The organism is Bifidobacterium catenulatum PV20-2, assembly GCF_000800455.1.
Lineage (GTDB): Bacteria > Actinomycetota > Actinomycetes > Actinomycetales > Bifidobacteriaceae > Bifidobacterium > Bifidobacterium kashiwanohense_A.
Genome location: NZ_CP007456.1, coordinates 727,703 through 739,949, shown reverse-complemented (window position 1 = coordinate 739,949; position 12,247 = coordinate 727,703). Strand labels below are relative to the sequence as shown.

Below are 12,247 nucleotides of genomic sequence, written 5' to 3'. Positions count from 1 at the left end.
CTCGTAGATGCGTGCAGACCATCTGCCTTCACTTTATGCCAAAGCATCAAGCATGGCTTGGAAATCCTCGTTCCCTTCACATTGAAATGGATCGAGCAAGACCATGTCCATCCTCTGCGGCGTCTGCAACGACAATCTGGTCCAATCGCAGGAATACTGCGCCCCATACGCCTTGGCCGCGCTGACAAACCTGCCACGCAATGCGGCACGCGTATCTGCTGGAGGCATGGTGCGGGCCTCCTGAGCCTGCCGATCGCCAATCAATGAGTGCAAAGTCCCACGACGAAGCAACGAGTCATATAACGCACCATTGGCCACGTCATGGTAATCCAAATCCAGTTGCTCCAGTTTTCGCTGTGCAACATTCCCACCGGAACGGGTACGCAGCGCTTCGAACAGGCGACGCTTGCACACCCAGTCCACCTTGTCGCTCAAGGCATCCACATTGCCGGAACGGAATATTTCCAACACATTGCGCCACTGACGAATCACATCGTGCACATCGGTGCGAGGCAACGACGAAGCCACTTCCGGATGCTTATCCACGAACTGTTCCACGGCCTGCAGATAACGTTCCTGCATGGCTACGGCACCACCCTGCAACGTCGATCCGTCGGCCATGTCGAACGAAGCAGTCACACCGCTCATATCGCGGCTGACCGCACGATTAGCGGCGCTGGCATCCGCGAATGCGAAACGCGAGAATCCCGACTCACGCCCTTCACGCCCCGCCTGTTCGATGACGCACAACACCAGATGCGCGGTGGCAAGCTTCATCATCGTGGCCCATTGGGAACGATTCGAATCGCCGATGATCACATGTAGTCTCCGGAAAGCGTCCGGATCGGCGTGCGGCTCGTCCCTAGTGTTGACCATTGGGCGCGATCGTGTGGTCGCAGACGAAACGGCCTCATCCAAAAAATCGGCACGCTGCGTGATCTGGAAACCCGATTCCGTCACCCGGCCTGCGCCAGTAAACACCTGACGTGTGATAAGGAACGGCAGCAATTCGTGTTCAATGACTTCCAACGGCACAAAACGGCGTACCAAGTAGTTTTCATGGCAGCCGAAAGAATGCCCCGCGGAATCCACGTTGTTTTTGAACACATGCACTGTGGCATGCGCCCCATGAGTGGAACGAAGCCTCTGCTGGGCATCCTGCGCAAGGTCGCGCATCACCAGTTCGCCAGCCGCATCCACGGCCAGAGCATCCATGGGATCGCAGGCCTCGGACGTGGCGTATTCGGGATGCGATCCGACATCAAGATACAGTCGCGAACCGTTTTCAATATACGTATTGGTCGACCGCTCGGAGGCAATGATCGGTTGGAACATCATCATTGCCGTCTGGCTGGCGTCGCATGGCGCATCCGCGCCGGTCACACTGACGCCGTATTCGGTTTCAATGCCGAAAATACGAGCGAAAGAATGAACCTCACGCAACGTTCCAGCATCAAGCGGAGACGAGGAATGATTGCCGCTGTCTCGCAGCTGTGGCATCACTCGCCGCCTTTTTGCACGAAACTACCGACATATTCCTCGGCATTGGACTCGAGCACCGATTCGATATCGTCAAGCACTGCATCCAACGCATCAGTGGTTCCGTCGACTTGCATGCCGGCGGATTTGACAATGTCACCCACCTCTTGGCCTGCGGATGCGGATTGAGCCTGTTCAAATTCCTGAGGCATGACGTTCCTCCCTGTAACTTCCGGTTGCAAACCTGCAAAAAACGCTGCGCCACACCTTATATCAGGTGTGGCGCAGCATGCAACACTATGCCAAATACTGGCTCAGATCGTTGGTGATCAGGCCGTTGGTGGCCATCACATCGTTCTCCTGGCGCCAGTGAACGCCTTCGCCATTCCATTGGGTCAGATGGCCTTGTGCCTCCCAAATCACCACGGCACCGGCAGACACGGCAGGTACGTCCCACTCATGCAAGTGCGGTTCGAAATACGCGTCGTACGTACCGTCGGCCACCTTGCACAAATCAAGGGACGCCGGGCCGACACGTTTAATATCGGCAGGTCGCCCGGCGATCTTCGCCACCACATCGAGCGCGCGCTGCGATTCGGACGATACCGGGGACATGCCGAAACTCACCACCGAACCATCGAGGGACGACGTGGTGGAAGGAATGATTTTCTCGCGTTTGTCTCCCAATGGGGTCTTGCGAATACGGATCGCGCCGGATCCACGCACCGCAAGATACGTCAATCCCAGCGCCGGAGCGTGCACGACCGAAAGGATCGGCTGTGCGGAGCACTGGTCGTTGAATTCGAATAATGTCACGGTGATGGTCCATTCCGGCATGTTGCGTGCGAAATTGATCACGCCGTCGATGCCGCCCACACACCAGTATCGTTGGCCGGGATAGCACTGTTCCGGCCTCAGCTGCCAGAAGCCATCGAACACGTCGACATAGGTCAGACGGTTGCTGATGAACTGCTGCAGGCGCTCGTCGGTGTTTGAAGTGAAGTGGAAGCAGTCTTCGGATGCTTCCAGTTTTCTCATGTCGTGCGGATTCGTCTGGTCGTTCAACGCATGCTTGCCTGCGTCCTGCAGGATGCGAGCGACTTCGAGGGCGATTTGCCTCAGTTCCATAGATATGCCTTTTCGTTTCCTCTGTACAGTCCCGGCACGTCCTCTCCTCAAAATACCGGGATGATGTTACCTGTTGCCAATGGTCGTTCTTCGCGACCAATTGATGGCAATGTTACCCGCACAGATAGTATTTCACCGTAACATTTCCAAAATCGACGCCGCATCTTGGACACGTTCACAATAGCCAGAACATTGAGATTTGCCGTATTTCAGAGGGTCTGACATATCCAATGAGACCATCGGATTCTCCACGGTATTATCACCAATCGTTCGATGACGCACGGTAAGATGAGACCACGATGCGGCCACGACCTGCTCAGGGAAACGACGAATAATCTCAGCACGCAACCACGCACGAGTAGCCGATGGCGCTTCAACCGAAGCCTGTTCCAACTGCTCGTCCGTGACCAGACGTTCCATTTGGGCACGCAGCCGATCGAAAATCGAATCGGCGGGATCGATCGCAGCCCATTTCAAGTCGACGGCCGCGATGCGCGCATCATCCCAGCCAGAGCCGATCTTGCGCCGCAGCTTCTCCAACAACTGCCATTTCAACAGCCATTCGACGCGGGAAGCTTCCCCATGCATCGCAAGTCGTGTGTCATCGTCGGCATGGCGAATGGCCGCCACATCGGCGAGCGCCTGTCCCCACATCGCCATGATGTTGCGGGTGGAACGGTCCGGCCACGCCGGTTCGCCAGACGTGTCGGTCCCATACACCACGGCTGCGGCGGCATATACCAGGGAACGTAATGTGATTTCGATCTGCCATGCCGTGGTTTCGCCGCCGTATTCCAGCGGCAACGCGGCACCCAATGTAAGATCGTGCGACGCCTCATGCATGGCGTGCACCGGATCGGCGAGAGTGGTCATCCCCAAGGCCTCAGCCATGTTCAATCCCGCCTCTTCGGCATGTTCAAGCAGCCAGAGCAGCATGCTGGTGGTGCCGAGCTTCAGCGCTTGCGGCACATCCATACGGTTTGCGTCGCCGACAATCACATGCAGTCTGCGATATTCGTCGGTGCTATGCGATTCGTCCCGCGTGTTGATGATCGGCCTGTCGAACGTGGTCTGCAAACCGACTTTCATATGGAAGTAGTCGGCACGTTGGCTGAGCTGGTAGCCGGTGGTTTCGCTCCGCTCGCCGATGCCGACGCGACCTGATCCCGTGAAGATCTGCCTTGCCACAAAATGGGCCGTCATGAGTTTCGCAACCTGGTCGAATGGCACCGAACGCAGCATCATGTAGTTTTCGTGCGTGCCCCAGCTTGCGCCTTTGCCGTCGACGTTATTGCGATGTAGCACGATTGCAGTGCCGGTCTGTTCGCTGGCTTTGCGTGCGCAGGCGCGCATGATACGGTCTCCGGCATGATCATAGAGCACGGCGTCAAAAGGATCATCGGTTTCGGGAGACGAGTATTCCGGATGCGCATGATCCACATACACACGTCCGCCATTGGCTGCGATCACGTTGGTGATGTTGAGTTGCGGCGCGTCGGTAAGTAGGTCGGGATGTGCCGCGGCGCGTTCCAGTCTGGTGCCTCGCGCGTCGTTGACGGGGTCTTCCTGCCGATAATCCCAGCGGATATGTTTGGTTCGTTTGTTTGCCGCGGCACCAACCACGTCGAACGACAATTGCACGGGATTGTAATGCCCAAGTTTCGGCGCCGATACCGCATATTCGGTTTCCGTGCCCATGATTCGACGAACGCTCATCGATATGGCTTCCTTTCGTCTGCTTTCACATTGTCTAACAGCATTACGCCACCGGACGGATGCTGGTCACATGTCCGGCATCCAAACCGTTGATGCGGCTCCACTGCTCCGGATCGGCATCCAGCACCGCATCTTGGGTTTCCATGAATTCCTCGTCGACCGCTTTGGCCAGCAAGTCGACGCCAATCGCCGCGGGCTGGCCATCCTCGATGGAAATCTTCACGGCGTGGGTTTTGGCACGATCCACAATGTTCTTCAACACCGCTCCAGACACCACATCTGCCAGATATACCGGATGCCATTGGCCATGCTCATCACTCACATCACACAGATGCCGATGTTCGTCGTTTGCATAAATGTCGTTGACCAGCACACCAATTAGGGCCTTCGCATCCAATCCCGGCACCAGCGGCAGGTCATCGGTCAGATAATGGCGGATGATTTGCGCCGCCTGTGCCGCCTTCGGGCGTTCCACACGAATCTTCACGTCCAAACGTCCAGGGCGAAGCACGGCTGGATCAATCATGTCGATACGGTTCGACGCGCCGATCACCATAACATTGTCAAGCGTTTCCACGCCGTCAAGTTCTGCCAAAAATTGCGGAACAATGGTGGTTTCCACATCCGATGACACTCCGGATCCACGAGTGCGCAGCAACGAATCCATCTCGTCGATGAACACAATCACCGGCTTGCCTTCCGCGGCACGTTCGCGCGCACGCTTGAAAATCATGCGGATCAACCGTTCCGACTCACCTACGAACTTATTGAGCAGTTCCGGCCCCTTCACCGACAGGAACACGCCCCTGCCGCCGGCCGCACCTTCGGCAAGCGCATTGGCTACGGCTTTGGCGATCAGGGTTTTGCCATTGCCTGGAGGCCCATACAGCAACACACCTTTCGGTGGCTTCAAATCATACCGTTCAAACAGTTCACGATGCAGGAACGGCATTTGCACAGCATCGCGAATACGTTCGATCTGTTCGTCCAAACCGCCAATGTCGGCAAACGTGACATCCGGCACTTCCTCAAGCACCAGATCAGCGTCATTCTGCGGGGGAACCAGCGCAAGCGCGAATCGCACGGACGAATCGACCGTAACACGATCGGCCACATTGATCACAGCCTTCGCCAACGTGCCCGAACGGCGGACCAATGTAACATTGCCGCCATTGTCGGCTACCAGCAATCGTCCATCATCAATAACCTGCTTCACCGTACGCACCGCACCCAACGTATCGGTGTCAGCTTGCAAAACCACCACCATGTTTTCGTTGAGCAGCACGGTGCGCCCCGCCTCAAGTCTGGACGCCTGCACATTCGCAGCAACCGGCACGATCATGCGTCGCGTACCGGAAACCACCTCGGCGCTGGCATGCTGCACACCCTGTTCGTCCGTTCGAGCGGAATACACACGCACCATGGTGGCAAAGGTCATGGGAGGCCCGGCCAACTGGTTCAGTTGCGCCTTGGCTTTGGTGAGCTCCTGAGTGGCGCGGTTCAACGCCTTGGCCAGCGCATGGTTCTTGGCCATCAACTGATCGTTGGCCTCGCCCAATGATGCCAACGTATCGTCACGCTGATCCATGCAAACCCCACTTCCAACACGCGGGAACATTCCGACAAACCCAAGCCGGAATGCAACCGCCCCATACATTCACCCATTAAGAATACTCATTGTCCGCATGATTTCCGACAATCAAAACCATGCTTGAACAAGAATCGCCGAACATCGCACCCACGCCCACCCTTTCTCATCCGGGTCTGCTGGTCATGGATATGGATTCCACGCTGATTGATGAGGAAGTCATCGACGAGTTGGGCGCCGCTGCTGGAATTGGTGAACAGATTGCGTCGATTACCGCGCGTGCGATGAATGGCGAACTTGATTTTCGTGAGGCATTGCAGGCTCGCGTCGCATTGCTGAAGGATTTGCCGACTTCGGTATTCGATGATGTATATCGTCGTGTGCATTTTACGCACGGTGCACTTGATTTGATTGATGCCTTGCATGCGCATGATTGGAAAGTCGGCGTGGTTTCCGGCGGCTTTCATGAAGTCGTGGATTGTCTTGCCGCCGACGCGCATCTTGATTTTTGGATTGCGAACCGTTTGGAAGCCGCGAATGGCCGTCTGACCGGCCGTGTGCTTGGCGATATTGTTACGAAAGATGTGAAGTTGCAGTCGCTGCATGATTGGGCTTCACACATGGGCATCAGTATGGATCAGACCGTTGCGGTTGGTGATGGGGCCAATGATCTGCCGATGATTCATGCCGCCGGGCTCGGTGTGGCGTTCTGCGCCAAGCCTGCGGTTCAGGCGGATGCTCCACATCGTGTGAGCGAACGCGATTTGACGCGGATTCTTGATTTTCTTCGTTGATTTTCGAGATTTGACTCTTCTGATGATTTGAACCGCAGTATCACAAGCTTGATATAGCAAAAGTTGCCGTGTGAAATCATGATGTTCACACGGCAACTTTATATGATCTACCTGTTTTCGATTTTACTTGCAGTAGGCTCCGTCGAGATGAGCACCTCTCGCCCAGTCGGCGGCACGCATGGCCTTTTTGCCTTGGGCTTTGACTTCAAGCAATTCCAGTGGATCTGAGGAAGTGCCCACCCATACGTTCTTCTTTCCGGCCGCAATCTGCCCCGGCTCAAGCGAAGCGGGCGTGTTGGGATTGCTCATATCGGCGCTCTGTGCTCGAAGCACGTGCAGTATGGTCGGTTCGGCTTCAGCGTTGGCATGCAGTTCGCACCATGCGCCCGGATTGGGTGTGCAGGCACGAATCTGACGGTCCACCGCGAACACGGGAATGTCGAAACGAATATGTGCGTCTTCAACGGTGATCTTCTGAGCTATCTCATATGCGCCGGCAGGCTGTTCCACCGGAATGATCTGATCGTCGGCCATGGCCTGCAACGATGCGGCAAGCAGGCGTGATCCATCTTCGGCAAGACGGTTCAGAAGCTCGCCGGCGGTTTCGTGCGCTCCGATTTCCACGGTGGATTGCGCCAGAATCGGACCGGCATCCATGGCGCGCACAATGCGGAACACCGTGGCACCAGTCACTTTTTCGCCGGCCCAAATGGAACGCTGCACAGGAGCCGCGCCGCGCCACTGCGGAAGCAGCGAGAAATGCAGGTTATACCAGCCCATCGGCAACGCGTCGAGCACATCTTGCTTCAGGATTTTGCCGTACGCCACCACTGCGGCAGCCTGAGCTCCGGTGGCTGCCAGTTCGGAAATGAAGGTTTCCTCGCTCGGATCGGATTCGATCACCGGCAGGCCAAGCTCAAGCGCGGCCTGTTTCACGGGATTCGGCACCAACTTGCGTCCACGACCGGTAGGCGCATCCGGTCGGGTGAGTACTGCGACCACTTCAAAATGTTCGGTGTCTTCAGCCAGCAGCTCCAACGACGGCACAGCAACATCCGGAGTACCGGCAAACAGCACTTTCAGCATGGAAAGTCCTCCTTATCAAATCCTCATTCACATCGTTATCATCGTGGAATCATTCCGCCATATCAACAGCACGCATATCAGCAGCGTGTGCGACAAGGGAATGCAACGCACCAACACTATGCCTGGCGCACTGCAGGAATCTTCACACCTGCATCGATGAGCAACGCACGCAACGCACGCGAATCCTTGAATCGAACGCCGCGAATGCCAGCATTGTTCGCGCCTACGATATTCATGGCCTTATCATCCACGAATACCGCGCCGGAAGCGTCAATGCCGAACTGCTGCAACGCGAACTCGTAAATATCCTTGTTGGGCTTGCGCAAGGAAACGTACCCCGAAACCACACGATCGTTGAGACTGCGCAGAATATCGAAATTATCAAGCGCGATCGGGAACAGGTCCTTCTGCCAGTTGCTCAATCCCCACACACGCACGCCGGCAGCTTTCAAATCGTTGATGAGCACGCGGGCGCCCGGCACCACGCCGGTCAGCGAGTCAACGAAATTGTCGAGATAATACTGCAGCATGTCGGCCCACTTGTCTCCGTACCGTTCACGCATCAAGGCGACACCATCATCGTTCGACATGCCATAGTCCAACTCGTCATTGACGTCATAAAAGCCGGAAATATCGTTGTCAAGGAACTGCTCAATAAGCTCGTCGCTATACCGTGGCGTCATCACGGCAACCGGATCCCAGTAGATGAGCACATTGCCGAAATCGAAAATCACATCGGTAATCGGTTTGCCCGCATTCGCCGCGGCTTCGCCGTCTGCCATGAGCACGTCGTACTCCATGTCAGGCTCTCCTGGCCAGCCCTTCATATGATCCTCCATTCACTGTCATACGGTCTTATGCCGAACTTCAACCTATCTAGTTTTTCACGGCGAGGGGACGTGCGTCAGATTCGCTCCTTCGGATCAAGCTGGAAACGCAGCTCGCCGGGCTCACGAGCGGCCACATGGCGGGCGCTGGCGGAACGCAAACGCAACGCCAATTCGCCACGTCGGCTTTGCGGCACACGCACCACGGCCTTGACACGATCCGCAGTGCCTTCCAACTCACGCGAATCAATGGTTCGCGGCTGTGGAATGGGCACCGGTCCCAGTACGGACGGCAGCACGCCTTCGGCGGTTTCGATGGTAGACATATCTCCCCCTCCCAATGCACCAATCCGTTCCAACGTGGCTTTCACCGCGTCACGGCGACCCCACACGCAGGCAGCGGCGAACACTGGGGGCAATGCCGTCTGCTCACGTTCCTGTAGTTCGGTTTGCGCCAACAGCGTTGAATTCCAAAGCATCAACGATTGGGCAAGCGTAGGATCGGTTTCTCCGATCAGCAGCGCTTGGCCTCCCCTGATTCGCGGCGCGCATAGCGAAACCGCACGCATCCACGATGTTAACGTGTCTATGCCCGCGTCGATACCGAACGCGTACAGGCTGGTCCATGCGTCAAGAATGGCCACGGCACGGTATTCGCACTCCGAAGGATTCCGCCCACGCACACGGGGTTCGGCACCGGGAGTGGCGATAACCAGCTGTGGCGTAAATCCAATATCGGAAACAATGCCGCGCGGTTGGCTTGGCGTTGAAAGCACGATGGGAACGCCACGAAATAGCCGGCTCAGTTCCTGTGCGGTTCCCGCGGCCCCGACACGAACCACTCGCATACGCTCGCCCCGACATGCAGGGCACGCCCATTGCACTGTGGCGGAGCCACACCAGCGGCATCGCACGGATCCGTCCAACAATCGTTCCAAAGGCCCGGTGCAATACGAACATCTCGCCTGGCGGTGGCATTTCGCACAGCTCAATGCCTCGCTGATGCCGTCTTGCGGAATGCTCAACAGCACCGGGCCGCTTTCCAACGCTTTCGACAACACTCGCACCGCAGTGTGCGGCACGCGCGCACCAATGGTTGCATCCGCAAGTCTCGCCAATTCATCGCGGTTGAGCCAACGAATCCAAGGACTTGCCTCCTTGGTCACCGCAGGAAACGCATGAATAGGCGTGCTGAAACCGCTGACTTGAGTGGCTCCGATGTGCGCCGCATCGGTCTCCCACTGGCTTTGCACGCTGCGCGCATTGGCCATCGCAACGAACACGCCGTTATGCGATTTCGCACGTAACCGCAACACTCCACGAGCGTTGGCGTATGGCATCATGCCATCGGCATCCTGATAGCACACGTCGTCGAGTATGAAGAACAACGCATTGCCGTCCACCGGAGCATACATCGCCGCACGCGTGCCAATCACGCACCGAACCTGCCCTTCGCTGATGGCCAGATAGGCACGATACCGTTCCGCCGGCACCATCTGCGCGTTCAGAATGGCGAAATCGCCGTCATATGCTCCACTGGAGGATTGCGTCGGTATGAAAGGACGCAAGCCAATAGCCTGCAGGGTCTCGGCCATATCCTCGATCTCACGCATGGTCGGCAGCACTAGCACCGCCGGTTTGCCCTGTAGCAGCGCCAAAACCACCATCCATGCCGCGCACTGCCGCCAATGATCGGCACCCGGAAGCGGATCGAACACGAACGATTGGAAACGTTGCGATTCCAACGCTTCGTGAAGCAGATTGATATTGCCGTATTGCCGTTGCAGTTGTTCGTATGATTCCCGTTCGGCCTTGGCAAGTGATTCCCCGTGCCTGTTTTTTTCGATATTCGTTCGATTGCCGAGGCGCTGCTCCTGTTCAACTCGCGCCACTCTCGCAGGCACCGCCAAACGTAGGATGTTGGCTCGTGTTCCACCGAACGCATCTGCGATAAGCGTAACGTCATTTCGCATGGACGCGGGCACCAGCACACGATCGGAGACCACTCGTTCAATGAATCTCAGCGACGATTCCGGGGTTTCGCTGGTATCGGTTCTGTTCCATACGATGCCGTTGACTCGTTGCCCTCCGAAACGCACACGCACCATTACGCCGGGTTGTGCATCTTCGGAATATTTCTCCTCGACGTAATAGTCGAAGGTTTGCCCCAAATGGGTGGCTTGAATGTCAAGCACCACTTGGGCGATGGGATGCTCGGCAGCCGGCGTTTTGGGCGTAGGCGCACGTTTGCGCCGTTTGCGCGGGGCAAGCCCGTCAAGCGCCAGCTGTTCGGCATCCTCAGTACTCATGATTCAAGGGTAACTCAGCCCTCGATGGCAGCTTTCAGCTCGTCGACTTTATTGGTGGTCTCCCAAGTGAAATCAGCATCGTTGCGTCCGAAATGACCGTAAGCAGCGGTCTTGGAATAGATCGGACGCTTCAGATCGAGCTCGTCGATAATGGCGGCCGGTCGAAGGTCGAACACCTTACGCACAGCCTGCTGAATCTGCTCGCGGGTCACACCAATTTCAGTGCCATACGTTTCCACATTGATGGACACCGGGTCAGCCACGCCAATGGCATACGCCACCTGCACTTCAACCTTATGCGCGAGGCCAGCGGCCACAATGTTCTTGGCCACCCAACGTGCCGCATAGGCCGCAGAACGATCCACCTTGCTCGGATCCTTGCCGGAGAACGCGCCGCCGCCATGATGCGCCGCACCACCATACGTGTCGACGATGATCTTGCGACCGGTCAGACCGGCATCCGCGGCAGGGCCGCCAAGCACGAACGAACCGGTCGGATTAACGAGCACGCGATATTCATCATGCGCCACACGATCGGCAAGCACATCGTCGAGCACCGGACGAATCACATGTTCCGTCAGCTGCTCCTTAAGCCACGCCTGATCGACTTGAGGATCATGCTGCGTGGAAACCAACACCGTGTCGAGACGAACGGGAGTATCGTTCTCATCGTATTCGACGGTCACCTGAGTCTTGCCATCCGGACGCAGGTGCGGCACTTCGCCATTCTTGCGCACTTGCGTAAGACGATATGCCAAACGATGCGCCAAGTAAATCGGCAATGGCATCAGCGCATCAGTCTCATCGCATGCATAGCCGAACATCACGCCCTGATCGCCGGCACCTTGTGCTTCGTAGCGCTGCTCGCGAGATGCCTGTGATTCCGCCTCGCCGCTCAAACGGGCCACACCCTGATTGATTTCGGAGCTCTGCTCGGTCAACGACACGGTCACGCCGCAGGAATCGGCATCAAGGCCGATACGGGAACTGATATAGCCGATATTACGCACCACGGAACGCACGATGTCCTGAATGTCGGAATACCCTTCGCTCGTCACCTCTCCGAAAACGAAGAACTGGCCGACGGTGGCGCACGTCTCCACAGCCACATGAGACTGCGGATCCTGGGCAAGCATATCATCCAGAATCGCGTCGGAAATTTGATCGCAGACCTTGTCTGGATGCCCCTCCGTTACCGACTCAGCGGAAATCAATTTCAATTCAGCCATCTGGCTGCTCCTTTCACGAACGCCCCACACGTTCGTCCCTTCTGGTTGCTATGAAAAACGCCCCGTCCTTCGCATACGCAATCAATAGTTT

Annotated in this window: 10 protein-coding genes; 1 reads left to right on the top strand and 9 read right to left on the bottom strand. The window is 56.8% G+C overall.

Annotation, left to right across the window (positions count from 1 at the left end; translation table 11 throughout):
• Nucleotides 1–33: 33 nt before the first annotated feature.
• From pafA to arc, 5 genes are all read right to left on the bottom strand, one after another.
• Nucleotides 34–1,500 (bottom strand): Pup--protein ligase, encoded by a 1,467-nt coding sequence (gene pafA, locus AH68_RS03115; RefSeq protein ID WP_039197568.1) that lies wholly within the window; start codon nucleotides 1,498–1,500, stop codon nucleotides 34–36.
• Nucleotides 1,500–1,691 (bottom strand): ubiquitin-like protein Pup, encoded by a 192-nt coding sequence (locus AH68_RS03110; RefSeq protein WP_039197566.1) that lies wholly within the window; start codon nucleotides 1,689–1,691, stop codon nucleotides 1,500–1,502. Before AH68_RS03110 ends, pafA begins: the two co-directional genes overlap by 1 nt.
• 85 nt (nucleotides 1,692–1,776) lie before the next feature.
• Entirely contained in the window at nucleotides 1,777–2,607 is an 831-nt protein-coding gene (locus AH68_RS03105; protein WP_039197564.1) for an inositol monophosphatase family protein, read from the bottom strand.
• Nucleotides 2,608–2,739: 132 nt separating this feature from the next.
• Nucleotides 2,740–4,323 (bottom strand): depupylase/deamidase Dop, encoded by a 1,584-nt coding sequence (gene dop / locus AH68_RS03100; protein ID WP_039197562.1) that lies wholly within the window; start codon nucleotides 4,321–4,323, stop codon nucleotides 2,740–2,742.
• 43 nt (nucleotides 4,324–4,366) lie between these two features.
• Nucleotides 4,367–5,941, bottom strand: coding sequence for a proteasome ATPase (gene arc, locus AH68_RS03095; protein WP_039199726.1), 1,575 nt, complete (start codon nucleotides 5,939–5,941; stop codon nucleotides 4,367–4,369).
• Nucleotides 5,942–6,030: 89 nt separating this feature from the next.
• Between arc and serB the strand changes: the two genes are divergently transcribed.
• On the top strand, nucleotides 6,031–6,705 hold the full coding sequence (gene serB / locus AH68_RS03090) for a phosphoserine phosphatase SerB (RefSeq protein ID WP_039197559.1): 675 nt from the start codon (nucleotides 6,031–6,033) through the stop codon (nucleotides 6,703–6,705).
• Between the two features lie 123 nt (nucleotides 6,706–6,828).
• Here serB and fmt read toward each other — a convergent pair whose 3' ends face one another.
• The 4 genes from fmt to metK form a co-directional block, all read right to left on the bottom strand.
• Nucleotides 6,829–7,791, bottom strand: a complete 963-nt coding sequence (gene fmt, locus AH68_RS03085; protein ID WP_039197557.1) for a methionyl-tRNA formyltransferase — start codon at nucleotides 7,789–7,791, stop codon at nucleotides 6,829–6,831.
• 116 nt (nucleotides 7,792–7,907) lie between these two features.
• Nucleotides 7,908–8,618: an HAD family hydrolase gene (locus AH68_RS03080; RefSeq protein ID WP_039197554.1), complete on the bottom strand. Its 711-nt coding sequence runs from the start codon at nucleotides 8,616–8,618 to the stop codon at nucleotides 7,908–7,910.
• A gap of 77 nt (nucleotides 8,619–8,695) precedes the next feature.
• Nucleotides 8,696–10,927: a primosomal protein N' gene (locus AH68_RS03075; protein ID WP_039197550.1), complete on the bottom strand. Its 2,232-nt coding sequence runs from the start codon at nucleotides 10,925–10,927 to the stop codon at nucleotides 8,696–8,698.
• A 14-nt stretch (nucleotides 10,928–10,941) separates the two neighbouring features.
• Nucleotides 10,942–12,156, bottom strand: coding sequence for a methionine adenosyltransferase (gene metK / locus AH68_RS03070; RefSeq protein ID WP_039197548.1), 1,215 nt, complete (start codon nucleotides 12,154–12,156; stop codon nucleotides 10,942–10,944).
• Between the last annotated feature and the right edge of the window lie 91 nt (nucleotides 12,157–12,247).

Excerpts from the sequence above, each read along its gene's own strand:
- AH68_RS03105 (WP_039197564.1), bottom strand. The coding sequence starts at position 2,607 with ATGGAACTGAGGCAAATCGCCCTCGAAGTCGCTCGCATCCTGCAGGAC.
- arc (WP_039199726.1), bottom strand. The coding sequence starts at position 5,941 with ATGTTCCCGCGTGTTGGAAGTGGGGTTTGCATGGATCAGCGTGACGAT.
- AH68_RS03080 (WP_039197554.1), bottom strand. The coding sequence starts at position 8,618 with ATGAAGGGCTGGCCAGGAGAGCCTGACATGGAGTACGACGTGCTCATG.
- fmt (WP_039197557.1), bottom strand. The coding sequence starts at position 7,791 with ATGCTGAAAGTGCTGTTTGCCGGTACTCCGGATGTTGCTGTGCCGTCG.
- metK (WP_039197548.1), bottom strand. The coding sequence starts at position 12,156 with ATGGCTGAATTGAAATTGATTTCCGCTGAGTCGGTAACGGAGGGGCAT.
- dop (WP_039197562.1), bottom strand. The coding sequence starts at position 4,323 with ATGAGCGTTCGTCGAATCATGGGCACGGAAACCGAATATGCGGTATCG.
- pafA (WP_039197568.1), bottom strand. The coding sequence starts at position 1,500 with ATGCCACAGCTGCGAGACAGCGGCAATCATTCCTCGTCTCCGCTTGAT.
- AH68_RS03075 (WP_039197550.1), bottom strand. The coding sequence starts at position 10,927 with ATGAGTACTGAGGATGCCGAACAGCTGGCGCTTGACGGGCTTGCCCCG.
- serB (WP_039197559.1), top strand. The coding sequence starts at position 6,031 with ATGCTTGAACAAGAATCGCCGAACATCGCACCCACGCCCACCCTTTCT.
- AH68_RS03110 (WP_039197566.1), bottom strand. The coding sequence starts at position 1,691 with ATGCCTCAGGAATTTGAACAGGCTCAATCCGCATCCGCAGGCCAAGAG.